Here is a 25552-nt window from a genome sequence, read left to right as displayed (position 1 = left end):
GGGCCGATGCATCGGGAGACCGCTGTCGCGGTTCTGTCCGCGGCAGCGACGAGCGCCCGCCTAAAATTCCGAAATCATAGCCTTCGACGGCAAGGGGGCTGCCGGCCGATCGTTGTCAGTTCAAGCGGGAAGGGCATTCGCGTCTCCAAAGCAAGAGAGGAGCCCACGAGCGATCGTGGTGCTTTTAGCGTTGTTGACGCGGCGCAAGCTACTCCAGCAAATCCCGCGGTGAAGACGTTAGGATTACTCTTCACGTTCAAGATTATTGCTCAGATGATTATTTGTATCAATGAAACAAACTGTGCGTTTTGATTGCGGAAAGGCGATGATTTGTTCCTGTTCGGGGCTGTGGCGACGAAAATCAGGTTCCTCAAATCCCGCCGCCCCGAATCCTAGTAGGCTGCAGCGGCGACCGGGAGCGAGGGCGGGCTCGCCGTTTCCGTCTGCGCGACGGTGGGGCCGAGCTTGGGCGGGCTGAGATAGCGTTCGCCGCTATCGGCAACGATGGCGACGATCGTCTTGCCGGCGTTTTCGGGGCGCCGGCCGAGTGTGGCGGCGGCAAACAGCACCGCTCCCGACGACGTGCCCGCCAGGATGCCTTCCTCCTGTGCCAGCGCCCGGGCGAACGCGCGGGCCTGCGCCGTGTCGGTCACGATGGCCTCGTCGACGACGGCAGCGTCAAAATTCTCGGGCAGGTACGCGACCTCGACATCGGTCACCTTATGGACGCCCTCGATGCTGTCGGGGTAGGGCGTCTCCGCCGAGGGGATCGAGGCCGCGCCGGGCTCGACGACGACGACCTTCACGCCGGGCTTCTGCGCCTTCAGGAAGCGGCCGGTACCGGAGATCGTGCCGCCGGTACCGACCGCGGCCACGAAGATGTCGACCTCGCCCTTGGTCTCGCGCCAGATCTCCGGCCCGGTGGTTTCGAAGTGAACGCGAGGGTTTGCCGGGTTTCCCCGTTGGTTGGTGTAATACGCATCGGGATTCTCGCGGCGGACGCGGTCGATGATCGCGTGGATAGCGCCGGTTTCCAGGAATACGCTGTTGTCGATCAGGACGGTTTCGGCGCCATATTGGTGAAGCAGCCTGATCTTGTCCTCGCTGATCGTGTTGCGAAGGTAGAATTTCGAGCGGTAGCCGCGCGCCGCTGCCAAGGCGGCGAGGCCGATGCCGGTGTTGCCGCTGGTGAGATCGACGATGAGCTGTCCGGGCTTCAGCGCCCCCTTCTCCTCGGCCTCGCGAATGATGCCCCAGGCCGTGCGGTCTTTGATGCTGCCGGCCGGGTTCAGATACTCGATCTTCGCGAAGACGCGGGAGGCGATCTCCAGCCTTTCGGCCAAGCGGCGCAGCTCCAGCAGCGGCGTGTTGCCGACCAGCGCTGCAAAGTGGTCGTTCTGCGTTCCCATGATGCTCTCACTCCCAGGAGAGGTGGCGCATGCCACCGAAGACCGGCGGGGTGGCCGGTCGCCTATGTTCGGCAGCCGCTTGCCCCTCATTGGCAGGCGCTGCGGCGTGCAGCGTCATGCTGCCGGCGAGACTGCGTCTGCGCCGCTCAAGCCGCTGCTACCTGTGTCGTCGCCGCGCGATGAGCCGCCAGCCTGGCCGCAATCTTCGCCTCCTGCTCGGCCTTGACGATGGCGACGCGGGCCGTCGCGTCGTCGAGCGATGCGGCCGGGGGATAGATCGCTGTGCTGCCGGCGGTGCCGGCCTTCGCCCCGATATGTTTTTCAAAGGGCAGGGAGCGATAGAGCGTCGGGTCGACTGTCGTGTCGAAGAGCGGCCGATAGCCGAGCGACAGATACAGGCCCGTCGCTTCCGGCTGCCGGAACCCGGTGGTGAGATAGGCCCGGGTGTAGCCGATCTCGGCCGCCGCCTCTTCGAGCGCGAGCACGATCTGCCGTGCCAGCCCCTGCCGCCGCAGATCGTCCCGCGTCCAGATGCGCTTGAGCTCGGCTGTCTCGTCGTCATGGCTCATGAAGGCGCCGCCCGCGATGGTCTCGTCGCCGCGCCGCAGGAGCAGGAAATCTCCCAAAGGCGGGGCGAAGGCCTCTGGGGGGTAGCGCAGGATCTCGGTGCGCGCGCCGCCTGGCCTGCTATTGGCCCCGTATCGGCCGTCGTACTCGGCAACAAGCCCTTCGATCAAAACCTCTGCTTTCCCATCGAAGGGAGAAGATCGCACGATCAAGTCAGTCATGGCACGGTTCCGGAATTTGTCGTTGAGCGGGAATAAGCGCCCATGGCATTCGTATCCGAACCGGTTGCGCAATCAATACTGTCAGTACAATAAGTATATTTGGCTATGCTGAGGGTTATTTGGAGATCTATAGTTCCACAGTCGGCGGGCGAGACGGAAGGAATTTATCCGCCTCGCGATCAGTGCGCCTCGGAGCCAGCAGCTCAGTTCGTGAACGCAGCGAGCCGGGGGAGGTCGAGGCCAAAGCGCTCGCGCAGGCTGGCTTCCTCGTAATGTCGGCGGAACAATCCCCGTTCCTGCAGGACCGGGATCACCAGATCGACGAAATCGTCGAGCCCGTCGGGCATCGAAGCCGGGATCAGGTTGAAGCCGTCTGCAGCGCCCTGCTCGAACCATGATTGCAGGTCGTCGGCGATCGTCCGGGGCGAGCCGATGATGATGCGATGGCCATGGGAGGCGATGGCGAGCGCTGCGAGTTCGCGTAGCGTGTAGTTCTCGGCGCGCGCCTTGTTCAGGAGCAGGCGCACCCGGCTCTCGCCATGGATGCGTTCGCCCGGCTCCGGCACGGGCCCGTCGAGCGGATGGCCGGACAGGTCATAACCCCAGCGCCCCGACAGCTGCCGGATGCCGGCGGCGATGTCGGTATGCTCCTGCATCGCCGCGAATTTCTCGCGCGCCTCGGCATCGGTCCGCCCGACGATCGGCATGATTCCGGGTAGGATCGGGAGGCTGGGTGCCTTGCGTCCGGCGGCTTTCGCTGCCTCGCTCAGCGCCTCGCGATAGACGTGGGAGTCGGCGATCGTGTCCTGCGCCGTGAAGGCGAGATCCGCCTCGGCGGCCGCGAGCCCGATGCCGTCGCGCGAGGAGCCGGCCTGGATGATGACGGGGTGGCCCTGTGGCGGCCGCGAGATGTTGAGCGGCCCGCGGACGGAAAAATGCGCGCCCTTATGCGCAAGCAGGCGCACCCGCTGCGTATCGAGGAACGTGCCGGATTTCCGGTCCATGATGAGGGCATCATTGGCCCAGCTGTCCCAGAGGCCGCGTACGACCTGCACGAACTCCCCTGCGCGCTCATAGCGGGCGGCGTGATCGGGCAGGGCAGTGAGGCTGAAATTCTCGGCCGCCCGGTCCGATTGGGTGGTGACGACGTTCCAGCCGGCGCGGCCATGGCTGATATGGTCGAGCGATGCGAGCTGCCGCGCCACGTTGTAAGGCTCAGCGAAGCTGGTCGAAATCGTGCCGACGAGGCCGATCTTCGAGGTCGCAACCGCCAGCGCCGAGAGAAGGGTCAGGGGCTCGAGCCCACCGGCCTTGCCCTGCGCACCGGGCTCCGGGCCAGCCAGGTTGTCCGCCACGAAGAACATGTCGAACAGTCCTTCCTCGGCCTTGCGGGCGATCCGGATCGCCCAGTCGATATCCTCTGGATGGCCCTGCGCGGTGTCTTGCCGCCACGCCGCCGGATGCCGGCCGATCGGCTGGTGGAACAGGCCGAGATGGAGCCTGCGGGGCTTGCGTGCGTTCTGGGCGACGATGGTCATGGAATTCTCTGGCAAAGTGAATAGAGGGGGCTGCGCTCAATCGAGGCGCGGATCGAGATGATCGCGCAGCCAGTCGCCGAGCAGGATGACGCCGAGCACGGTCAGCGTGATCGCGATGCCGGGGAAGGTCGCAACCCACCAGCTGGTCGCCAGGTACTGGCGTCCCTCGCTCAGCATCTGCCCCCAGGAGATCTCGGGCGGCTGGATGCCGAAGCCGAGGAAGCTGAGGGAGGATTCCGCCAGGATGACGGTGCCGACATTCATGGTCGAGACGACCACGAAGGAGGACAGGATATTGGGCAGGATGTGCCGCAGGATCAGGCCGAGCGGGCGCGCGCCGATCGACCGCGCCGCCGCGACATAGTCCATTTCCTTCACGCTGAGCACATCGGCCCTGACGATCCGCGCGCAGCCGACCCAATTGGTCGCGGCGATGACGACGACGAGCGGGACGAGCCCGGTTCCCGCGACGAGGGCGACGACAAGCATGAACAGCATCGTCGGGATCGCCAGCATCGCGTCGATCACGCGCATGACCAGCGCATCGACCCTGCCGCCCGCCATGCCCGCGAGCAGGCCGAGCGAAAGGCCGATCAGGCTGGAGAGGGCGACGGCGGCAAGGCCGACCGTCAGCGAGGTGCGCGCCCCGAAGATGATGCGGCTGAGCAGGTCCCGCCCCTGGCTGTCGGTACCCAGCAGATGTCGCGGATTGCCGCCCTCGAGCCAGGCCGGCGGGAGCAGCTTCAGCGAAAGGTTCCGCCGCAGCGGGTCGAGCGGCGCGAGATGGTCGGCGAGCAGCGCGGTGACGGCGATCGCGGCGACGATGGCAAGGCCGGCGAGGCCCGCCTTGTTCGACAGAAGCGAGCGCAGCACGCGCGGCAGGCGCGGGATACGGGGAAGCGGGAGGGATATCTGCATCGTTTTCATCTCGGGTCGATCAATGCCGCAGGCGGGGATCGATCAGCCGGTAGAGGGCGTCCGTCGTCAGGTTGATCGTCAGAGCCATGATGGTGATGACGAACACGGCGATCTGGATGACCGCCATGTCCTTGGTGTAGACCGCCTGCACGACGAGCTGGCCGAGACCCGGCCAGGAGAACACCGTCTCCGTGACCAGAGCCCCGCCAAGCAGCGCGATGGCATGGAGGGAGGTCATGGTCAGGGCCGGGATCAGCGCATTGCGCAGGCCATGGCGGAGGATGATGAGGATCTCCGGCACGCCCTTGGCCCGGGCGGTCCGGATATAGTCCTGGCCCATGACCTCCAGCAGGCTGGACCGGATCAGTTTGGTCAGCTCGGCGGCAAAGCCGGTGCCCAGCGTCAGCGCCGGCAGGATCAGATGCGCGAAGCTGCCGCTGCCGGAGACCGGAACCAGCCGGAGCCAGACGCCGAAGACGAGGATCAGCATGATGCCGACCCAGAAATTCGGCATCGCCTTGCCGAGGATCGTCACGGCGGAGATCGCGAAATCCGGCATGCTGTTGCGCTTGAGCGCAGCGAAGATGCCGGTCGGCAGGGCGATGAGGATCGCGACGACGAGGCCGCCCGCCGTCAGCGTCAGGGTTGCCGGAATGCGTTCGAGCACGACCGGCAGGGCATCGGTGCCGTAGCGATAGGAGACGCCGAAATCCCCGGTCAGGATATTGCCCATGTAGCGGAGATATTGGACATACCAGGGCCGATCGAGCCCCCACGCCGCGACCAGCGTGAGGCGATCGTCTTCGCTTGCATCCTCCGGGATCAGCAGCGCCGAAGGATCGCCTGTCAGATAGACCAGCACGAAGACGATCAGCGAGACGATGTAGAGCACCGGCACGAATTGCAGCAGCGCCTTGAGGGGAGAGCGTCCGCTCATGGGCGCGAGACGTCCTCGGCCGCGATCATTTCGTCGAAGCGCCCGGTATAGATGATGCGATCGCTGACGCCGTAGATCGATTGCGGGAAGAGCAGGCCGATGCGGACGCGCTGTTCGGCGACGATCTGCTGGCCCTGCTGCGAGATGGCGATGCGGTCGGCCTCGCTCTTCGCCTGGCGAACGGAGGCGGCGAGCTTCTCGAAACTCTCGTCCGACCAGTCGTAGTGACGCTTGAAATTGTCGACGAAGAGGGTCGAGGCGTCGGTGTAGGAGCCCATGCCCCAGAGATAGAGCTCGCCAAAACCGTCGCCGACGACCTTGTTATTGTAGACGGTCCAGTCGAGCACCTCGACCTGTGCGCGGAAGCCGGCATCCTCGAGATAGCCGGCGACCGCCTCGACGATCTCGCGATCCTTCACATAGCGGCCGCTCGGCGTGCTGATCTTGATGGGGGGACGCTTGCGGTCGCTGTAGCCCGCCTCGCGCAGCAGCGCCTTCGCGCGTTCCGGATCGAAGCGGATGTCGCGGCTCAGCTCCGGGGCGAAGCCCGGGATCGCCGGCGGGAAGAAGCCGCGCGTCGCCCCGCCATGCCCTTCCAGCACCTGCTGCACGATGGCATTGCGGTCGATGGCGAGGTCGATCGCCTCGCGGACGCGCGGATCGCCCGTGACGCGGTCCTTGCCGGTGCGGACATGCAAAGCGAGGTTGCGCGCGATGTCGAAGGTGATGGCGCGCGTGCCCTTGTTGTCATTCAGGCGCGCGATGTCTTCCGGCGGAACGTTCACGGCGATATCGACGCCGCCGGTCAGGAGCTCGGCCACGCGCGTCGTGGTTTCCGGAATCGAGCGGATGAGGACGCCATCCCATTTCGGCGTGCCGCCCCACCAGCGCGGGTTCTTCGCCAGGACGACGCGGTCGGATTTGACCCATTGCTTGAAGACATAGGGCCCGGTGCCGACCGGCTGCTTGAAGAACTCGTCCTTGCCCGCCTTCTCGAACGCCGCCTTGGGCAGGATGCCGGCGCCGTTGCCGACGAAGGCGTGCAGCAGCAGCGTATCGGGCCCGTCGGTTTCGATCCGCAGGGTCGTGTCGTCGGGGGCTTCGACCGCTTTGATCCGGCGGAACTTGCCGGAACTGATCAGCTTCTTGTCCTGCTGCGACCGCTCGATTGTGAACTTGACGTCCTGCGCGGTGAATTTGTCGCCGTTGTGCCAGTAGACGTCGTCGCGCAGCTTCACCGTCCAATGGATATTGTCATCGCTGCTCCAGGAGATGGCGAGACGCGGGGTGAAGCGCAGTTGTCCCTGGCTGAAATCCTTGTTGACCAGGTAATCGTAGATGTTCACCAGCGCCGACTCGGTGCTGTTATTGCCGTGATTGGCCGGGTCGAGCGAAAGGATGTCGTTTCCTTGCGCGATGGTCAGCGTCTCGGCTGCGGCTGATTTCTGAGGACCTGCAAAGATCAACGCTGCCGACATGGCCAGGACCGGCCAGCGGATCAAAGCGAACAGACTCATGGAAGCAACGCCTTTGCCTTCGAGAACATTGGGATTGGCGCCAAATTAGCGTGCGCTATCCGGAAAAGGTCTTCAAATGCACGGCGATATCGACAGAGATCCTCTCCGATTATCGGATGGCGCAGAAGTTTTGTTGTCGGCACGGTGTCCTGCGCGCTGCCGGGACGCGCGGAGAATCCAACGACCGAATCCAGGCAAGCGAGGCTGCGGTCGACAGGTTTGAAGCGGCGCGGATGCGCTCGGCCGGGAGGGGGACCCGGCTATAATCTGCACCTGAAGCTCATGCTCGTCAGCCGCTGCGGATGGTCGCGCTGGGGCAGGCGCTCAAACTCCGCAGATGTGAAAGCGGCCGGGTTCCGACCGGCCTTCGTTCCGCGGGGCGTCAGCGCTTCCGTGCCACGAGGAACGGCCGGGCATCCCGGCCGCGCGAGGCGTGGTGCTCGCGCCCGATCATCTCGAACCCCGCGGCCGCGATCTCGCGTTCGAGCTCGTCCGTGCTGAGAAAGCTGACTGAGGGCGCCTTGCCGAGGCGCTGCATCAGGGTTGGAGATGAAGATCCCGCCCGGCTTCAGCAGCCGATGGACGCCGGCCAGGGCCGCCTCCCGCGCCGTGATCAGATGCAGCACATTGAACCCCAGCGCGACGTCGAATGTCGCGTCAGGCTCCGAGATCGCAGCCGGCGTCGCGACCTCGAACGCGACATTGCCGCAAGCTGCGGCCTCGGCCTTGCCCCGGGCGATCGCGATCATCTCGCTGGAGATATCCGTCGCCACGATGCGCCCGACATGAGGCGCGAGCCTCAGCGCCGTGGTGCCGGTGCCGCAGCCGAATTCGAGGACCGTATCGCTGCCCCCAAGATAATGCCGCGTGCGCTCCAGCGTGCGCTCGTAGCCTGCCATGTCCGCGATCGGACCGGCGGCGTATTTCCGCGCGGCCCGGTCCCAAAAGCGCGTGTCATTCGCAATCTGTGCCATGGCCGCCCCCCCAATGCCGCTCTCTAGCACGGGATCAGGCCGTCTGGCCTGTCGCCTGTCGGCACGATCGTATCGTCGGTCACTCCGCCGCCAGCGAAGGATGGCGGCGGCGCAGTTCCGGATGCTCCGAAAAGGGCTGCAACGGCGTCATCCAGCGCCGAAGCGTGTCGGCGGCATCGAGTTTCGCGACGAAGGGGTCATTGCCATGGACCGTCCAGTCGATCGTCGCGCCGAGCTCCAGCAGCCCCCAGGCGCCCGCTGGCTGCGGCATGGTGGTGAAGCTCTCGGTCAGCGATTGCAGCGTCAGATGCGGGATGCCGTCGACGATCGTCAGCGTGTTCCAGTGGACATGCCCGGCGAGGCAGAGGACCGGAACCCGGGCCTGACGCAGCACGGCGCGTGCGCGCTCGGCACCGGGATAGGTCGAGAATTCGGGATTGCGCTCGAAATAGTAGTTGCCGGTCTGGGCGTGGCCGGAAAGCGGGACATGGCTCATGATCGCGAGCGGGCGATCGGCGGCGTTGACCGTCGCGGCGAGCCAGAGCAGGTCGGCCTCGGTCAGGATGAAGCCGCCCGGGCGGTGGATCCGTGAATCCGCCGCCCAGAGCACGAGGCGCCAATCGCCCAGATCGATGGTCCGATGGCCGAGCGGCTGGCGCAGGATGGCCTCGTTCTCGGCGACGCTCAGGTGATCGCGGTCATGATTGCCGCAGAGATGGAAGCGCGGCGCGGCGATGGCAGAAAATGCATCCGCCACCTCCTGCTCCAGTCGCAGGTCGGTCGCATGGTCGCGGTCCGAGATGCGGTCGCCGAGATCGATGACGGCATCGGGCTTCGCGTCCTCAACGAAGCGGCGGAACTCGGCCATGAGCGGCAGGGCCTGGCTGCCCATCTTGGTGAAGCTGTTCTCACCGTGATGGATATCGGCGACGATTGCGAGGCGAAGGGAGGCGGGGCGAAGAGGCTTGGCCATGGCTGGGCTCACGATGCGAAGGACGAGGGCGAAAACGGAGGGGCCGGCCCGGGCCGACCCCTCCCGGTTGGTTCAGCGGGCGGCGAGCGTCACGCGGCCGGCACGGAAGTCGAGGACATAGGGGATGTGCCCGGGCAGGGGCCGCCAGGCGAGCGAGCGCTTCATGCCGTATGACTCGTAGGGCTGATAGAGTGGCAGCACCGGCGGGTCGTTCTTGATCGCCTGCATCAGATCGGCATAGGCCTTCTTGCGCTCGCCGAGGTCGGTCGAGAAGCGGAAGCGCTCCCACAGCGCGATATAGGCGTCGTCAGCCTTGAAGCGACCTTCCGAGGCGGAATTGCCGGTCGGAGCCCACATGATGCCGAAGGCGCCCGCGGGATCCGGGAAATACATCGGGTTCGACCAGGCGCGCGCCATCATGGTCGGATCGGAGCCGGTCCATTGCTCGGTGACGTTGAGCTGGGTCTTGACGCCGATGGCGGCCCACATCTCCTGGATCGCCTGCGCGGCGAGCAGGCCATTGGTGTAGTAGGCGGCCTGAACGTCGTAGCGGATCGGGGTGCCGTCATAGCCGGCTTCCTTGAGCAGGGCCTTGGCCTTGGCCGGATCGTACTCGAAGGTGGCGAGCTCGGGCATGTAGAGCTGGCCGAACTGCTGGAAGCTATGGCTCGTCGGCACCTTCGCCTTGCCGAACCAGAGCGCCTCGTTCAGCGTCTTGCGGTCGATGGCGTAGGAGAGCGCCTGGCGCAGCTTCGGATGGGCCATCTTCGGGTTCTGCGTATTGAAGATGACGACGTGAAAGAGCGGCGTCTGCATGCCCTCGACCTTGAGCTTCGCGTCCGAGGCGATCGGCTCGAGCTGGTCCGGCGGGACATTGGTGATCAGGTCGACCTCGGCATTCTTCAAGGCCGTCAACCGGCCCGAGAGTTCCGGGATGCGTTGCACCGTGACCTTCTGGAACGGCGCCTTCTCGCCCCAGAAGCCGTCGAAGCGCTCATAGACGAGGCGCTGGTTCGGCACGAATTCGGTGATCTTGTAGGGGCCGGTGCCGACGGGCTTCAGCGCGAAGGCCTCGAAATCGGCCGGCTCGGCGACGTTCGGATCGCCCGTCAGGGCCATGATGTATTTCTTAGGTACGATCATGCCCTGCTGCACATTGAGCAGGGTGTCGAACAGCGGTTCGGGCTTCGTCGCGGTGATCCGCACGGTCTCGGCATCGACCGCCTCGACCTTGGCCATGTTGGGCAGCGTGTCGCGCTTGCGCACGCTATAGGGCGCAAAACTCGCGTTGATGATGCGGTCGAAGGAGAAGACCACATCCTCGACCGTCATCGGAGCGCCGTTGTGGAAGGTCACGCCCTGGCGGATCTTGAGTTCGATCTCGGTCGGAGAAACCTGCTTCCAGCTCGTGGCGATGCCCGGCTGCCAGACGCTCTCGGCGCGGGTGGCGTCCTTGCCGATCAGCGGGTCGAAGGCGTTGAAATAGAACTGCGAGCCGACATTGGAGAAATCGCGGCCGGGATCGAGCCAGGGCGCCATGTTCTGCACGCCGACCTTGAGCTCCTGGGCGCGAGCAAGCCCGGTCAGGGCGGTTGTCGCGAGCGCGGCGGCGAGCGCGGTCTTCAGCAAGGTCTTGAGCATCAGTTCAGCCCTTTCGGTTGGAGCGAAGGTGGTTCGGCAGGCAAGGTGGAGGCGGCGCGTCAGCGTTCGCGCAGGCGCACGTCGAAATGGTCGCGCAGGAAATCGCCGAGCAGCATGGCGGCGAGGCTCACGAGCACGATCGCCGCAGCCGGCACCACCACGATCCAGGGTGCGGAGGCCATGTAGTCGCGCCCCTGGCCGACCATGGAGCCGAGCGTGGCAGTGGGGGGCTGGACGCCGAGCCCGAGGAAGGAGAGGGCGGATTCCAGCAGGATCAGGTTCGAGAAGTTCAGGCTCGCCATCACCACGACCGGCGAGACGATATTGGGGATCATGTGGACGGTCGCGATGTGCCAGCGGGTCGCTCCGGCGGCTCGGGCCGCCTCGATGAAGGGCAGTTCCCGCAGGCCGAGGACCTGGGCGCGCACAAGCCTGGTGAAATGGGCCCAATAGGCGATGCCCAGCACGCCGATCAGCACCGCGACATCGGTTCCCGCCAGCGCAACCACGAGCAGCGCGACGAGCGTGAAGGGCAGTGACAGCTTGATGTCGACGAGCCCCATGACCAGCGCATCGACCCGGCCTCCGAGTTGCCCGGCGACGAGCCCGAGCGCGACGCCGATGACGAGCCCGATCAGCGTTCCAAACAGCGCGAGCGCCAGCGTCAGCCTGAGGCCGTACAGACAGCGCGAGAGCAGATCGCGGCCGAGTTGATCGGTGCCGAGCCAATGCGCCGGATTGGCGCGCTCGAAACCGAGCGGGGGCCGCAGCCGCGCCAGCAGTTTCTGCTGGTCGGGGTCGAAGGGCGCAAGCACGGGCGCGAGCACCGCCAGGAGGACGAGCACGAGCGCCAGAAGCGCGGCCGCGACGACCAGGGCGTTCATGCCGGCCGGACGCGCGAAGCGCCGGCGCGGCTTGTGCTGCGGGGCAAGCACGATCTTGGCACCTGCAATTTTGGCGTCGAGGGTATCGGTCATGACCGCTCAGGCTCCAGCCAGGCGCACGCGCGGATCGACCAGCGCATAGGCGAGATCGACCAGTAGGTTGACGACGATGACGGCGGAGGCGACGACGAGGACGCCGAATTGCAGGACGGGATAGTCGCGGCGCAGCGTCGCTCCGACCAGCAGGTCGCCGACGCCGTTCCAGGCGAAGACGGTCTCGACCACCACCGCTCCCGAGACGAGCGTGGTGATTTGCAGGCCGAGCACCGTGATGACCGGGATCAACGCGTTGCGCAGGCCGTGATGGAGAATGATGCTGCTCTCGGCGAGCCCCTTGGCCCGGGCCGTGCGCATATAGTCCTGCGAGAGGACGTCGAGCATGGCGTTGCGAGTGTAGCGGACCAGCGCCGCGACGAAATAGGCCGAGAGCGCGACCGTCGGCATGACGTAATGCGCGAGTGTGGCCGAGCCGGCGCTGGGCAGCCAGTGCAGCGTGTAGGAGAAGACCAGCAGCAGCAGGATGGCGAGCACGAAATTCGGGATGGCGTAGCAGAAAAAGGCCGTGAAGAGCACGGCGCTGCCGCGCCCCTGGCCGCGCCAGACGGCAGCCAGGATACCGGCCGGCACGCCGATGCAGATCGTCAGCGCCAGGGTCGCGACCAGGAGCGAGGCGCTCTGCCAGAGCCGTTCGGTGAAGATCGTCGCGACCGGCCGGCGCTCCATCAATCCCAGGCCGAAATCGCCTGAAAGAAGCGAGCGCCAGAACAGCCAGTACTGCTCGGCGACGGAACGATCGAGCCCCCAATAGGCAATCATCTCGCGGCGCGAGGCGGCATCCAGCCCTTCCGGCATCAGGAAGTCGATCGGGTTGCCCGTCAGGCGCGTGGCGAGGAAGACGACCGAGGCGATCACCCAAAGCGTGATGCCCATGCGCAGCAGCCGGCCTACGAGGAATTCAAGCATGTCTTCCTCCTGCCTGGAGCCGCCGGACGTCGCCCTGCATGCCCGGCCTCAGTCGTGGCCCGTGCTGCGACGGGCTCGTTCTTGGCCGCGCTTCACGACAGGATGATGAAATAATCTCATTCGATATTGAATTTGACACTGAGTTTATCTCAGTTCATGGACGAGCCTCACTTGCTGACAGGGTTTGGATTCGCGCGATGGGGTCGTTTCACGGCATTCAGGGGTGTCTCGTCGATCTCGACGGCACCCTGGTGCGCGGCCGGCAGATGCTTCCCGGCGCCAATGCCTTTCTCGAAAGCCTGGACGGCCGTTTCGTCATCGTCTCCAACGATGCCGAGCATACGCCGCTCGAATTGTCGCGTGCCCTGAAGCGTCTTGGCCTGGTCATCGCGCCGCGCCGGATCGTTCTTGCCGGCTCGACCGCGCTCGACGAAATCGCGCGCCGGCAGCCCCGAGCCCGCATCTCCATGATGGCCAGCAAGAGCCTGATGATCCATGCCCGCGACCGCGGCCTTGTCCCGGTGCAGGAGCGGCCGGACATCGTCTTTCTCGGACGCGACCGGCATTTTTCCTATGAACGCCTGATGCTTGCAGCCAATGCGGTACGCAGCGGCGCCGAGCTCGTCGCTGCCAATCCCGATCTCGTCCATCCCGGCCCGGATGGCGCGGTGGTGCCGGAGACCGGCGCATTGCTGGCGGCGCTGCTCGCCTGCACTGGCCCCGTGCCGTACCGCATCATCGGCAAGCCGGAACCCGCCTTGTTCGAGGCCGGCCTGGCGCTGCTCGGGCTGTCCAGGAATGCGGTGCTGATGGTTGGGGACAACCCGGCGACCGATGGTGAGGGCGCACGGCGCCTTGGCCTGCGCTATTTCGAGCTTCGCGACGGGGTCTTCCCCGCCATCGCGGCGAATGCGCCTTGTCGTGACCCGGCCGGCATGCTGGCCTTCCCGGCATGACGGCGTCGAATCGCAATCCCGGATCGGCCGAGGCCGCCCCCGGCGAACCAGGCACCGAAAGGCGCAAGGGCACCGGCACGCCCGGTCTCGAGGGGGCACTCGAACGCCTGCAGGCGCTGCGCGCCAACCTGCCGCCCAAAGCTGCCCGCATCGCCGATTTCTTCATGACCCATGCCGCCGAGGTGGTGCATATGTCGGTCACCGAAGTGGCCGAGCGCACCGGCGCGAGCGAGGGCAGCGTCATCTCGCTCTGCCAGCAGCTCGGCGCGCGGGGCTTCCAGCAGGTCAAGATCGCGCTGGCGCGCGATCTGGTGCAACCGGTTCAGTTCATCCACGAGGATCTGGCCCGTTCCGACGACACCGGTGCGGTGATCGAAAAGATCTTCCGCAGCGATCTCCAGGCCCTGCACGACACGATGAAGGTGCTCGACACCACGGCGATGGAGGCCGCGGTCGCCGCGATCCTGAAGGCGCGCCGCGTCGAGCTCTACGGCATCGGCAGCGCGGCCCCGATCGCCGAGGATGCCAATTACCGCCTGCTGCGCATCGGCATCGAGGCGAAGGTCGTGGTCGATTCCCATGTCCAGGCGATCAGCGCCTCGTTGACCGGGCCTGACGTGGCGGTGATCACCATCTCCCATTCCGGCAGCACGCTCGAGACGGTTGCAGCCACGAAACTTGCCAAGGAAGCCGGCGCGACGACGATCTGCATCACCAATTTCGGCAAGTCGCCGCTGCTCGCCCATGCCGATATCGTGCTGCACACGATGGCGCGCGAAACGCAGTTCCGCACCGAGGCGATGACTAGCCGGATCGCACAACTTGCCATCATCGACGCGCTGATCGCCTGTGTATCGCTCGCCGATTACGACAAGGCCCTGGCGACGATCGGCAAGACCTTCGACGTCCTGTCGAGCAAGCGCTTCTGAGCCGGGGGCAGGGGAACCTCATCCCACGGGCGGACCTATCGCGTTTGCCGCGACAGCCTGCCCTCATAGGGCACACCCAGCCCTTGCGGTTGAAGCTGCAATGTTGTGCTGGATGTCCAGACTTCGAAGCAGTCCTCGCCCCGCGCTGATTGCCAGCAGAGCGCGTCGCCCTTGGCGAACCAGCGGAGATCCTGCCGGCGGCTCATCGCATATTCCGTGAGGTTGCCGCCGGGCTGGAAGCTGTAACGCCAGTGCACGCCGTCACTGAATTCCTTCCCCGACATCAAGCGATCGATCGCTGTGCCGTGAATGCGCCTGAAGCCTTTCAGCTCGGGGCGATGCTGCGCCCATGTCGTCGAGATCTGTCCGGCTGCTGCCAGTGCGAACAGGGGGAGGGCCCATCTTCTCATGCGCATCAAGATCTCCGGTGGCGCGTGAGCCGCCGGCCGCCAGCAGCCCTGGCTCCAAACGCCAGGACCGCGTCGGCTGCGAACAGGTGCGTGGCCGGCCGCTAGATCGATCCCGTGACGAATCCAAAGAGGACCCCAAGGACGGAGCATGCCGCCAGCACCCCGATCATGCCGACCTTGAAGCGAAACACCGCCAACAGCGCGCCAATTGTCAGGATCAGAGACGGGATGTTGACGGAGCTGAGCTCAGGCACGTCGACTGTCACGCCAAACCTATGAACCTCGCGCAGCTCTGAAAACAGCACGTGGAGCGCAAACCAGATCGCGAGATTGAGAATGACGCCGACGACAGCCGCGGTGATCGCCGACAAGGCGGCGGACAGGGCTTTGTTGCTGCGCATCGTCTCCATGAAGGGCGCGCCGAGGAAGATCCAGAGAAAGCAGGGGACGAAGGTCACCCAGGTGGTGAGCAGGCCCCCGAGCGTGCCGGCAAGGAGGGGATGAAGCGAACCCGGTGCCCGATAGGCCCCCATGAAGCCCACAAACTGGGTGACCATGATCAGCGGACCGGGAGTCGTCTCGGCCATGCCGAGCCCGTCCAACATTTCGCCTGGCTTCAGCCAGCCAAAGTGCTCGACTGCCTGCTGCGCGACATAGGCGAGCACTGCGTAGGCGCCGCCGAATGTCACCATCGCCATCTTGGAAAAGAAGACCGCAATGTCAGCGAAGACATTGCCTGGCCCCAATAGGGCCAGCAGCCCGAGAACCGGCAGAATCCACAGAAGCAGACCAACCCCGGCGACCTTCAGCGACCAGCTGAGTGGCGGGCGAGCGTGAGCCGGAACCTCGTCGCCGAGCGCCGTATCGGCATCCGCGACCTGCGTGCCGCCGAGCCTGCCGTGCCCGTTGCCCGTCAGGAACGCTGTGAAGCCTGCGCGTCCGCCGATATAGCCAATCAGCCCTGCGGCCAGAATGACCAGTGGAAACGGCGCTTGAAAGAAGAAGAGCGCGACAAAGGCCGCGGCGGCGAGCCCGATCAGGACGTTGTTCTTGAGCGCGCGTCGCCCGATCCGGGAGACCGCCTCGAGCACGATGGCGAGGACCGCCGCCTTCAGGCCGAAGAAAAGCGCCTGGACCGCTCCGACATTGCCGAAGATCGCGTAGATCCAGCTCAGCGCCATGATGGCGATCGCACCCGGCAACACGAACAGGATTCCGGCGACCAGCCCGCCCTTGGTCTTGTGCAGGAGCCAGCCGATATAGATCGCCAATTGCTGCGCCTCGGGGCCGGGCAGCAGCGTGCAATAGTTGAGCGCATGCAGGAACCGGGTCTCGCCGATCCAGCGCTTCTCCTCGACAAGGATCCGGTGCATCACCGCGATCTGCCCGGCCGGGCCGCCAAAACTCAAGGCGGCCACACGCACCCAGACCCGCACCGCGTCCCCGAAGGAAATGCCATGATCCGGCCGGTCGCTCTTCGAGGCCGGCGTCGCGACATAGCTGTCCAGATTGGCCATGGCCCGGTCCTTCCGATCATCCGCGCTTGGAGCGGAAATACTGGTAGAGGTTGTCGAAGACGGCAGCGCCCTGCGCGATCCGCTCCTCATCGCCCGCGTTCGCCATGGCGACGCCGGCGATCAGGCTGGATATGCCTGTCGTTTCCTCGCGGCCGAACTTGCTGTCCTTGAGATCGATATCGTGGACGATCTCGGCGATGGCCTGCAGTGCCGGATCGCCTATGCCGGCACGGATCAGCAGCACTTCGAAGCTGCAGCGATCGCCCTCATGGGTGATCTCGCCTTCGAACATGTCAAAGCGCAGCTCGCCCGGTTTTGGGGCATAGCCCTTGCCCGCCACGAAGCGGATGACGGCATCGGGGTCGATGAAGCGGCGGATCAGCCAACTGCAGGCGATGCGATCGACATACACGTCGCGGCGCGTCGCCCAGGTTCGCCCCTTGAGCTCGGCGATCGGGTCTGCCCCCTTTGGTGGGTGCTTGCTCATGATCTTCTCCTCCGTGACCCGGGCTTCGAGCTCGGCGAGCAATCCTTCGACGGCAAGGCGGCCGGTGGCACCGAAGAAGTCGATCGATACGAGTTCGGTGAGGCGCTTGCGCATGCGGCCGAGCTGCGTGCGAGCGTCCGCGCGCTTCTCCGCACTCGCTTCGGTGTCGAGGCCAGCGCTGAGATCGCGGGCGTCCTTGGCGATGTCCGCGTAGTCGCTGTCACGCGCAGCATCGAACAAGGCTCTGACCTGTGCGTCCGACAGGCCATCGATGAGGCGCGCCTCGCACACCATCGCTTCGCCGCCGCCGTCGATGATCTCCTTCAAGAGCCACTCGAAATCCTCCTGCGTCTCGGCATCGGCCGGCAGCGCATAGACTGTGCTCTTGACCGCAACCGCACCGATACCTTGCAGCCGCCGCCAGATTTTCACCCGAAAATAGGCTGGCTTGGTCGGCAGTTGATGGATCAGAAGCAGCCAGCGCTGCTCTGTCCCGGTTTCGTCGCCGCTCATGAATTCACCGTCAGCGCAGCTCCTGGGCTCTGCCGGACGCTCGGGTTGGAGCTGATCGATAATCGCGCAGCAACGAGGCGGGCAATTTCAGCCGGTGCCTGGTCCGGGATGGCGAAGACGGAGCTCACATTGATCTCGCACAGCACATAGCTGTCTTCTCCCGACGCCGTGCGCGGTCCATAGAGGAAGTCGGCATCCCAGATGATCGGCAAGGAACCGGGCTCGATACCGAGCACCGCCATCATCTGCGGCGTCCAGTCAGCTTCCATCCTGATCCTCAGCGTCTGAAACGGCTCTGCCGAGGCGGGATGCATGATCCGGGGACCTGGCTGTGCCGCTTCTGAGTCCGCTCCTTCGGGCGGTGGTGGGATCAGCGCCTTGATGAACTGGTGGCCGAAGCCCACGACCTTGTCGCCACCCATGTAGCAACGGATCATGCCGTCCGGCAGCCGGGGCTGGAACGGCTGATCCACGATGCAGCTATCGGGCGCGAAATAGGCCTCGCAACGCGCCATGAAGTCCTCCAACGGGAGTTCTTCCGGCACGCTGCCGCGTCGCGCATGCAACACCCGAACCGCCGCCGCTCCACCGGGAAGCGGATCGATCCGTTCGACCTTCCACACACCCTGGCCCCCGTTGCCGCGATTCTGCTTCAGCACCCGCGGACCGGCCGTTTGCAGCTGCTCAGGGAATGCCTCGCGAAACGCCGCGTAGGATCCGTAGAGATGGGTGTCGGTGCCCCATCCGAGATGCTTCGTGCGATGCAGGACCTGCTTCACACCCATTTTGAGAATGACGTCGGGATGCGCACTCACCCAGGGGCCGCGTGTTGCGACGTCGCGCAGTATCGGGTCGAGCACTGCGCGTGTCCTCCCGTCATGGATCGGATCGACCCAAACGAGCACGCCGTCCACCCTCAGGAGTTGATCGCGGACCTCGTCCGCGAACTCCTCATCGAAGACCGCCGGTTCCGCGTGAATGCCAATCGCGGCGAGTTCCTCGAACACGCGATGAAAGCGGTTGTTCTGGGGTGTCGCCGCGCGTCGCCCCTCGCGGTCACCGCGCCAGACCACTGCCACTCCAGGCATCGCCATTTTCCCTCTCGTTTCCTCCGGGGCACACGTCCTCTGGGGACGCTTCAAGCTTGTCCGCGCTTGGCCGCGACCGCTCCGATGCCTTCTGCTGACGCCGGGTTTCCTCGGGAAACGGCCGCCGGCAGATGAATCAGGCCAACCAGCAATGCTCTGCCCCAGACTCCTCATCATTCATGAGCGTACCGTATCATCGAAATTGTCAAGTGCAACAGTTGTATCAATTTTCATACAGGCGTAGCCTTCGGCCTCTCACGGACGCGCCGTGCTGCCGAACGAGGACGCCATGCCGCATCACATCATGCCGCTGCCATTCAAGCCGCCCCGGCTCGAAGGCCTGTCCGAGCGCCTGCTCGCGAGCCACTATGAGAACAACTATGGCGGCGCGGTTCGCCGCCTGAATGCGATCGAGAGCCGGCTTGATGCGCTCGATTGGGGCGCAGCGCCGGTCTTCGACATCAATGGGTTGAAGCGGGAGGAGTTGGTCGCCGCCAACTCGGCGATCCTGCACGAGATCTATTTCGACGGACTCGGAGGTTCGGGCGATGCCGGCGGTGGTCTTGCCACTGCGCTGGAACGCGACTTCGGAAGCGTCAGCGCGTGGCGGGCCCAGTTCACGGCCTGCGCCAAGGCACAGGCCGGCGGCTCGGGCTGGACTCTGCTCACCTGGTCGGAACGCCATGATCGGCTGACGATCCAATGGGCGGCTGACCACACGAACTGTCTTGCCGGCGGCGTGCCCATCCTGGCGCTCGACATGTACGAGCACGCCTATCACCTCGATTTCGGCGCGAGGGCCGGCGCCTATGTCGACGCATTCATGAAGAACATCCATTGGGAGCGGGTCGCTGCCCGTCATGGGCGCATCGTCGCCCAACAGGGGGGCTGGGCGAGGCCGGTCTCAACCAACGCTCATGCCGTCGCTCCGGAAGATCTGCGGGGCCGCATCGCCCGCGGCGACGATCTTGTCGTGCTCGACGTCTGCCTCGCCGAGGATCTGGCGAAGCGCAGCGACATGGTGCCAGGCGCTCTGATCCGGGCACCAGAGGCGATTGCCGACTGGGCCGACGAGCTGCCGAAGGACAAGCCGGTGGTCGTCTATTGCGTCTACGGGTTCCAGGTCAGTGGCGACGCCGTCGCCGAACTGCGACGGCGCGGCATCGACGCCAGCACTCTCTCCGGTGGCATCGCCGCATGGCACGCCATTGGCGCGCCCACCGTTGCTCTCACGCTCAACCAGAAGGAGATGAGGTCATGAAATGGGTCACTCGCGAACGCCCCGTCATCGACCGGATTGCCTGCCCCTGGCTGATCGCCCGCTTCATCGACAAGGAGTCAGAATTCTTGTTCGTGGCTCCCGATCAAGTGAAGAGCGTGGCCGCCCAGACGGGCGCAACGCCCTATGATGTGCCGGGTGTGGAATACACGCATGTCGGCGACGGGTGCAGCTTCGACACCTTCGTCTTGAAGCACGGCCTCGATCGCGATCCGGCCATCGTGACGATAGCCGCGATCGTGCGCGGCGCGGATACCGATCGGCACGATCTCACCCCTCAATCCGCGGGGTTGCTGGCGATCTCCATGGGATTACGGGACGTGACGCCCGACGACCATGAAGTGCTCAAGCACGGCTTCGTCATCTATGACGCGCTCTATGCCTGGGCTTYGCGTCGGAAGGCGGAAACGCATAGTTGGCCGCCGCCGATGAAGCCGACGGCAGCATAGCGCGCGCAAGGGGGGTATTGGGAAGGAGCCCTCCCATGAGGTCCTATCGCAGTCTGGTGCTCGCCATTCCGCTCGCGATGGCATCGGCTCAAGGCTCGGCGGAAACGATCACCTTCGGATCCCTGCCGCCGGGACCCTTGCCTGCGCAGTTCACATCGGCCCGGACGGGGGGAGGAGCGACCGGCACTTGGGCGGTCGTGATGGACGCTTCCGCCGAGGGCGACCGAGCTCTGGCGCAACTCAGCCAGGACAAGACGGACTATCGTTTCCCACTCGCCATCTACATGCCCGTTGTCCTTGGGGATGTCGAAGTCGCGATCCGTTTCCGGGCTATATCCGGTGCGGTCGATCGGGCGGCCGGCATCGCAGTCCGGCTCCGCGATGCCGATAACTACTATGTCGCCCGTGCGAACGCCCTGGAGCACAATGTGCGCTTCTACCGGGTCTGGAATGGCCGGCGCGAGGAGTTGCGCGGTGCGACGGTCAAGGTCTCGTCTTCGAACTGGCACAGCCTGACCCTGCATGCCGAGGGCAACCGCTTCCAGGTTTCGTTCGATGGAAAGCAACTGATCGACATTCGCGACGGTTCGATCAGTGCGCCGGGGCGCGTTGCGCTTTGGACAAAGGCCGACAGCGTGACGCATTTCGATCGGCTCGAGATCAAGCCCATCTTGCCTGGGGCCAAGCCATGAGCGTCGTGGCTCCCCGACTGTCGGCGACGGCATAGGTCATGGCAATGCGGGGTCCGCAGGCGCCGCCAGGCATAGCGGCAGGGCTGCCGGACCAAGGCTCCATAACCATGTTGGTTTAGAGATAGTCTAAATAAATCAAAGACTAAGCCGCTTGCGAGCTGCGTCTCCCTGTGGAAGAAGCGCCGGTGCTGGTTGTCCGATGCGCCGGGGTGAGTTGAATCCATGACGGAAAATCCGTTCCACGAGGCGACGCTGGTCGCGCGCCGCTACCTGACGCCTGGCATGATCAGGCTGACCTTTTCCGGCGGCGGCCTGACGCGCTTTCGCTCGACCGGGATCCCGGATGAATATATCCGCCTGTTCTTCCCCGATCCCGGCACCGGCGAACTCGTCCTGCCGACGATCGATGCCGAGGGGCGCTGGGTCTTCCCGGAAGAGCGCCAGCGCGTCCGCTATTCCACCTATACTGTCCGGAGCTTCGATAGCGCGCGCTGCGAACTCGAGATCGACCTCGTGGTTCATGATGGCGGCAAGGCCAGCGACTGGGCTCGCGATGCCGAGATCGGCGAGCGGATCGTGATCAACAATCCGCGCGGGCTCTATGCCCGGCCGGACGCGCTGGACCGGCAGATCCTGATCGCGGATGCCACCGGCCTGCCGGCGGTCGCGCGGATTCTCGAACAGACGCCGGAGCATGTCGCGAGCCGGGTCTTCATCGAGGTGGCGGATGAAACCCACGAGCAGCCCTTGCCGGACCATCCCCTGGCGACAACGACCTGGTTCCATTGTCCCGATGGCGACACGGATCGCAGCCGCCTCACCGACCTGCTGGCCTCGGAGCCGCTCGACGACGGACGGACCTATCTCTGGGCTGCGGCCGAGAAAACCGTCGTCAGGACATTGCGCGCCCAGTCCGAGGAGCTGAAACAATCGGGCGCCGAGCGCCAGAAGATCGTGGCCTATTGGGCGCGCTGAGCAGCGGCTGGAGCAGTGGATTGCGGTTTTCGGGAGGGCCGATGATCCAGCATTGAAGCGGGCCTTGCGGTGCCGGGACGATCGAGCGCTCGCGATGATCTCGTGAGCGGTGGGCGGACGCCAGCCCTGTCCGATGAGTATCGGGTCGATTGGGAGGTGACGCCGGCCCGATGACGCGCTCGACCGGCCAATCTCTTTGCCGCGAGGAGTCCGTTTACGAGGAACCTCCAGCTCTCCCGGCGGTTCTCCGGCGAGAAGCAACAGGAGGTCGTCATGCGTGATGGACGCGGAAACAAGCTGTCGCCGGAAGAACAACAGAAAGTGAAGTCGATCCAGGGCGCGCCGGACAAGGATTCCCTGAACAAAGTCTCGATCAATCCAGAGGTCAGGGATACGGGGTCTGCCGACAAACCGGATCCTAAGCCGGGCGAGAAGACTGCCATTGGCGGCGCCGAATAGATGCGCTCCTTCTTCTGTGTCGCATGCCACTCCGATGCGACGCGCGAGGAAGCCGCAACGCATCGGCCGCGACCGTAGCGCTGCTGAATGACGGCCGCAGTCGCCTGGGAGTAGAGATAGGGGGTGCCCGGCGCCTCCTATGCCCGCCGCGGCGCTTTCGATCGGATAGCGCAACGGGAGTGGCGGCCGTGAAGAGACAGATCATCCGTGTCGAGCCGCTCGCGAGCTATCTTGAAAGGTACAAGGCGCCGACATCGACGGTCACCAGGCACGGCGATACGATCTATGTATCCGGCGCGCCGCCATTCGATCCGGAGACAGGCGAGATCTATACGGGCGGGATCGAGCGCCAGACGGAAGCTCTGCGTCGAGAAGGCGGGCTCCTCCCTCGACGACGTCCTGAAGGTCAATGTCTACGTCACCTCGGTCGAGATGTTCCCCGCGGTCAACGAGGTCTATCGCCGCTTCTTCCCCGGGGATCCGCCAGCCCGCATCTTCATCAACGTCMCGGCCTGGAATGGCGGCTTCGATATCGAGATGGATTGCATCGCCGCCGTGTGATGCGAGGAGCGCGGTCCCAGGAGCGGGGTCCCAGGAGAAGCCGATGTTCTCTGTGATCTTCGAAGTGCATCCGGCGCCGGAGCAATGGGATGCCTATCTCGGCGTGGCCAGATCGCTGCGGCCCGAACTGGAGGCGGTGGACGGGTTCGTCGACAATATCCGCTATCGCAGCATGACCCGCGAGGGCTGGCTGCTCTCGCTCTCGGGCTGGCGTGACGAGAAGGCAGTGGTCCGCTGGCGCACGACGATGCGCCACCACTTCGCGCAGGAGAAGGGTCGGTCCGGCATCTTCCTCGACTACCACCTGCGTGTCGGCGAGATCACGCGGGACACGCAGATCCCGGAAGGCCAGACGCTTCGGCAGCAGCGCCTCGACGAGACGCAAGCCGGCGAGGGGACGACCGTTACGCTGGTGACGGGCCCCAGGCCGGGGAATTGCGGCGAGGGGGCCGGCGCGGCCGAGTGCGCGGCGTCTCTCGGCCTGCTCCCGCAAGCCGATGGCCTGCTGTCATGGGATGTGTTCGACGCGGTGCTGACGCCGGGAGACCTGATCCTGCTGCTGTCCTGGCGCGACGAGGTGGCGGCGAAGCGCTTTGAGGACCAGGCATTGCGCGGAGCACAGAGGCTGCGCCATGTGCGTGTCGTGCGCGACTACGGCATGTTCGACAGGCGCGAGGCCCCGCAATACTATCCCGAGGTCGATGCTCGGCAGCGTGGCGGATAGGACGCCGCGCCATGTCGCGACTTCGGCTGCTCGCAGCCACGGCACGGCAGGCTGCGTCCCCCGGCGGATGGCGCCTCGGCGCCCGGGGTCAGAGCAGCCCCTTCAGGCGGCAGAGGCCAAGGGCTGCGATGCTCATCGCGTCCTTGATCCGGCCATCCCCTACCATGGCGATGACGGCTTCAAGGGCAAAGGCCTGGCTGATCAGCCCCTGCTCCTCGGGATCGAGCTTCGTTTCCGTCGCCTGCAGATCGCGCGCGATGAAGATGTGGCAGCCTTGCGTCGAATAGCCGTAACACTCGAAGAGATGCCCGACATAGTGCATCTCCCTGGCCAGGAGGCCGGTCTCCTCCTCGAGTTCGCCGCGCGCCAGATCGAGAGGATCGGCCGTGGCGACGCCCTCCCAGGAGCCTTGCGGGAATTCCCAGAACCGGCCCTTCACCGGGTATCGGTACTGTTCGACAAGGCAGAGCGAGCCATCGGCATTGACGGGGATGACCAGTGCGAAGTCGCTCTTCTCGACGACGCCATAGATGCCCGTGGAGCCGTCGCTGCGTTGGATCTTGTCTTCCCTGACGGTCATCCACCGGTTCTGGTAGACAACGCGGGTTGAAAGCGCCGTGATCTCGCAAACCGGGCTCTCCATTTCGATCTCCTCCGACATACCCGCCACTGCCTCATCCCCACGCGCCAGCCTCAGCGACGCCATCTCCCTATATCCCTGCCGCGACAGCCAGTCGCGAAATCGCCTGATCAGGCACGCCCCGCCTCCTGGCTGGGTTCAAGATGGGGTTGCATCGCCAGGCGCCTCTTGTTGCGGCCTCGCAGTTCCGGTCTTCATCAGGCTTTCCGCATAGGAGCGGATATCCGGTGGCCAGGCCCGGTTCTGCTCGGCAAAGCGCGCGTGATCCCCGGCGAACAGGGCGCGCGTCGCCTCCTCGAAACCCGGAAGGTCGCCGGCCATTGCCGCGATGAAGCTGTAGGTCGCCGTCTGCGCGGCGCGGGCTTCGCTTCGGCCGCCATCGCCGCGTCTCGCGTCGTCCACAAGCCTGCGCAAGGCCTGCGACGCGCCGCCGGGCTGCATCGCCAGCCAGTCCCAGTGCCGGGGGCAGTAATGTCACCTCCCGGGCGACGACGCCGAGTTTCGGCCGGCCGCGGCCCCGCTCCGGCGTCCCGTCGCTCGCCTCGGACCGGGGGACCGCTCGCGCGGCGCGATCCGCCGCCTCGGCGCGCTCAGCCAGGCGCGCCACGATCTCCGCGGTTTCGCCGCGCAGATTGAGGCCGACCACGGCGCCGGTCGCATCGTCGAAGGTGAGAAAGGCCGAAGCGGGATCGGCTTCCATCGCCGCCTTCACGGCCAGCGCGACATCGATCAGCGGGCCAGCGGCGATGCGGCTCGTTCCCTGGAAGGCGGTGCAGGACTTGGACAGAAAATCACTGATGACGGGCTCTCTGATGATGAGTTTATATTACCCGGGTAAATATCTTGATGAAAATATAATCCGGGTATAAATTGTGCCGATGGCCAGGCGATAGCCGGAGAGCTGGCGCAACGGGGAGAGTGGGTCGTGAAATCTGAGGAGCGGAAAGCAGCCGTCGCGGCCTATAAGCTGCGCAAGGCGGTTCCCGGCATCTATGTCGTGGCCTGCGCGACAACCGGCCAGCAATGGGCGGGCAGCGCGCCAGATCTCGCCACGATCTGGAACCGCCTGTCGTTAACGCTTCGCCAGGGCGCCAACACGCATCGCTCCCTCCAGGCGGCATGGCGGGAGCACGGCGCCGACAGCTTCACCTTCGAGATCGTCGAGCGGGTGGATATCGAGAAACTTGTCTCCGGCCTGGATCGTGTTCTGAAGGATCGGCTGGGCCATTGGTCCGAGACGCTTCAGGCCGAGCCAATCTGAAAGCGATCCG

The 25552-nt window shown here is 65.2% G+C and carries 25 protein-coding genes and 2 pseudogenes; 10 read left to right on the top strand and 17 right to left on the bottom strand.

Annotation, left to right across the window (positions count from 1 at the left end; genetic code table 11):
* Positions 1-392: 392 nt before the first annotated feature.
* The 11 genes from AC1DGP_RS20165 to AC1DGP_RS20115 form a co-directional block, all read right to left on the bottom strand.
* Positions 393-1409 (bottom strand): PLP-dependent cysteine synthase family protein, encoded by a 1017-nt coding sequence (locus tag AC1DGP_RS20165; RefSeq protein WP_476832457.1) that lies wholly within the window; start codon positions 1407-1409, stop codon positions 393-395.
* A gap of 146 nt (positions 1410-1555) precedes the next feature.
* Complete coding sequence (locus AC1DGP_RS20160; protein WP_476832456.1) at positions 1556-2197, bottom strand: GNAT family N-acetyltransferase; 642 nt, start codon at positions 2195-2197, stop codon at positions 1556-1558.
* Positions 2198-2400: 203 nt separating this feature from the next.
* A complete protein-coding gene (locus AC1DGP_RS20155; protein ID WP_476832455.1) occupies positions 2401-3735 on the bottom strand; it encodes an LLM class flavin-dependent oxidoreductase in 1335 nt (444 codons plus the stop codon).
* A gap of 36 nt (positions 3736-3771) precedes the next feature.
* The gene (locus AC1DGP_RS20150; RefSeq protein ID WP_441491111.1) at positions 3772-4653 is read right to left on the bottom strand and encodes an ABC transporter permease; all 882 of its coding nucleotides are present in this window, start codon (positions 4651-4653) and stop codon (positions 3772-3774) included.
* Positions 4654-4672: 19 nt separating this feature from the next.
* Positions 4673-5590 carry an ABC transporter permease gene (locus tag AC1DGP_RS20145; RefSeq protein WP_441491112.1) on the bottom strand — a complete coding sequence of 306 codons (918 nt, stop codon included), beginning with the start codon at positions 5588-5590 and terminating at the stop codon, positions 4673-4675.
* Positions 5587-7107 (bottom strand): ABC transporter substrate-binding protein, encoded by a 1521-nt coding sequence (locus AC1DGP_RS20140; RefSeq protein WP_476769760.1) that lies wholly within the window; start codon positions 7105-7107, stop codon positions 5587-5589. The genes AC1DGP_RS20145 and AC1DGP_RS20140 overlap by 4 nt, the downstream gene beginning before the upstream one ends.
* Before the next feature lie 260 nt (positions 7108-7367).
* Positions 7368-8081, bottom strand: coding sequence for a class I SAM-dependent methyltransferase (locus tag AC1DGP_RS20135; protein WP_476832454.1), 714 nt, complete (start codon positions 8079-8081; stop codon positions 7368-7370).
* 79 nt (positions 8082-8160) lie between these two features.
* Positions 8161-9054, bottom strand: a complete 894-nt coding sequence (locus AC1DGP_RS20130; RefSeq protein WP_476832453.1) for a metallophosphoesterase family protein — start codon at positions 9052-9054, stop codon at positions 8161-8163.
* A gap of 72 nt (positions 9055-9126) precedes the next feature.
* Positions 9127-10695 carry an ABC transporter substrate-binding protein gene (locus AC1DGP_RS20125; protein WP_476769763.1) on the bottom strand — a complete coding sequence of 523 codons (1569 nt, stop codon included), beginning with the start codon at positions 10693-10695 and terminating at the stop codon, positions 9127-9129.
* A 59-nt stretch (positions 10696-10754) separates the two neighbouring features.
* Positions 10755-11672 carry an ABC transporter permease gene (locus AC1DGP_RS20120; protein ID WP_441491117.1) on the bottom strand — a complete coding sequence of 306 codons (918 nt, stop codon included), beginning with the start codon at positions 11670-11672 and terminating at the stop codon, positions 10755-10757.
* Between the two features lie 6 nt (positions 11673-11678).
* On the bottom strand, positions 11679-12602 hold the full coding sequence (locus tag AC1DGP_RS20115) for an ABC transporter permease (protein ID WP_476769764.1): 924 nt from the start codon (positions 12600-12602) through the stop codon (positions 11679-11681).
* Between the two features lie 197 nt (positions 12603-12799).
* Here AC1DGP_RS20115 and AC1DGP_RS20110 point away from each other — a divergent pair, with 197 nt between their 5' ends.
* Both AC1DGP_RS20110 and AC1DGP_RS20105 read left to right on the top strand, forming a co-directional pair.
* Positions 12800-13558, top strand: coding sequence for an HAD-IIA family hydrolase (locus AC1DGP_RS20110; protein WP_476769765.1), 759 nt, complete (start codon positions 12800-12802; stop codon positions 13556-13558).
* On the top strand, positions 13555-14487 hold the full coding sequence (locus AC1DGP_RS20105) for a MurR/RpiR family transcriptional regulator (RefSeq protein ID WP_441506700.1): 933 nt from the start codon (positions 13555-13557) through the stop codon (positions 14485-14487). Before AC1DGP_RS20110 ends, AC1DGP_RS20105 begins: the two co-directional genes overlap by 4 nt.
* Positions 14488-14522: 35 nt before the next feature.
* Here AC1DGP_RS20105 and AC1DGP_RS20100 read toward each other — a convergent pair whose 3' ends face one another.
* From AC1DGP_RS20100 to AC1DGP_RS20085, 4 genes are all read right to left on the bottom strand, one after another.
* Complete coding sequence (locus AC1DGP_RS20100; RefSeq protein ID WP_476769766.1) at positions 14523-14903, bottom strand: hypothetical protein; 381 nt, start codon at positions 14901-14903, stop codon at positions 14523-14525.
* Positions 14904-14998: 95 nt separating this feature from the next.
* Entirely contained in the window at positions 14999-16414 is a 1416-nt protein-coding gene (gene chrA / locus AC1DGP_RS20095; RefSeq protein ID WP_476832452.1) for a chromate efflux transporter, read from the bottom strand.
* A gap of 16 nt (positions 16415-16430) precedes the next feature.
* A complete protein-coding gene (locus tag AC1DGP_RS20090; protein WP_476832451.1) occupies positions 16431-17414 on the bottom strand; it encodes a chromate resistance protein ChrB domain-containing protein in 984 nt (327 codons plus the stop codon).
* Entirely contained in the window at positions 17411-18508 is a 1098-nt protein-coding gene (locus tag AC1DGP_RS20085; protein ID WP_476832450.1) for a Cj0069 family protein, read from the bottom strand. The genes AC1DGP_RS20090 and AC1DGP_RS20085 overlap by 4 nt, the downstream gene beginning before the upstream one ends.
* A 283-nt stretch (positions 18509-18791) precedes the next feature.
* Here AC1DGP_RS20085 and AC1DGP_RS20080 point away from each other — a divergent pair, with 283 nt between their 5' ends.
* From AC1DGP_RS20080 to AC1DGP_RS20050, 7 genes and pseudogenes are all read left to right on the top strand, one after another.
* Positions 18792-19763, top strand: a complete 972-nt coding sequence (locus tag AC1DGP_RS20080; RefSeq protein WP_441491125.1) for a Fe-Mn family superoxide dismutase — start codon at positions 18792-18794, stop codon at positions 19761-19763.
* Positions 19760-20230: a chromate resistance protein ChrB domain-containing protein gene (locus tag AC1DGP_RS20075; RefSeq protein ID WP_476832449.1), complete on the top strand. Its 471-nt coding sequence runs from the start codon at positions 19760-19762 to the stop codon at positions 20228-20230. Before AC1DGP_RS20080 ends, AC1DGP_RS20075 begins: the two co-directional genes overlap by 4 nt.
* A gap of 35 nt (positions 20231-20265) precedes the next feature.
* Complete coding sequence (locus AC1DGP_RS20070; protein WP_476832448.1) at positions 20266-20922, top strand: hypothetical protein; 657 nt, start codon at positions 20266-20268, stop codon at positions 20920-20922.
* 222 nt (positions 20923-21144) lie between these two features.
* Positions 21145-21897, top strand: coding sequence for a siderophore-interacting protein (locus AC1DGP_RS20065; protein ID WP_476769855.1), 753 nt, complete (start codon positions 21145-21147; stop codon positions 21895-21897).
* Between the two features lie 273 nt (positions 21898-22170).
* Positions 22171-22356, top strand: coding sequence for a hypothetical protein (locus AC1DGP_RS20060; protein WP_441491129.1), 186 nt, complete (start codon positions 22171-22173; stop codon positions 22354-22356).
* A gap of 188 nt (positions 22357-22544) precedes the next feature.
* Positions 22545-22917, top strand: a pseudogene (locus AC1DGP_RS20055) (RidA family protein).
* A gap of 43 nt (positions 22918-22960) precedes the next feature.
* Complete coding sequence (locus AC1DGP_RS20050; protein ID WP_476832447.1) at positions 22961-23641, top strand: antibiotic biosynthesis monooxygenase family protein; 681 nt, start codon at positions 22961-22963, stop codon at positions 23639-23641.
* Between the two features lie 88 nt (positions 23642-23729).
* Here AC1DGP_RS20050 and AC1DGP_RS20045 read toward each other — a convergent pair whose 3' ends face one another.
* Together AC1DGP_RS20045 and AC1DGP_RS20040 are read right to left on the bottom strand one after the other, a co-directional pair.
* Positions 23730-24347 carry an NUDIX domain-containing protein gene (locus AC1DGP_RS20045; protein WP_441506711.1) on the bottom strand — a complete coding sequence of 206 codons (618 nt, stop codon included), beginning with the start codon at positions 24345-24347 and terminating at the stop codon, positions 23730-23732.
* A gap of 72 nt (positions 24348-24419) precedes the next feature.
* A pseudogene (locus AC1DGP_RS20040) lies at positions 24420-25080 on the bottom strand (DUF2239 family protein).
* A gap of 126 nt (positions 25081-25206) precedes the next feature.
* Between AC1DGP_RS20040 and AC1DGP_RS20035 the strand changes: the two are divergent.
* Complete coding sequence (locus AC1DGP_RS20035; RefSeq protein WP_476769853.1) at positions 25207-25542, top strand: GIY-YIG nuclease family protein; 336 nt, start codon at positions 25207-25209, stop codon at positions 25540-25542.
* The last annotated feature ends 10 nt before the right edge of the window (positions 25543-25552 follow it).

It is taken from the genome of Allobosea sp. 05T433 (genome assembly GCF_056396065.1).
The sequence above is the reverse complement of the archived record's forward strand: the minus strand, read 5'-3'. Positions and strand labels throughout refer to the sequence as shown.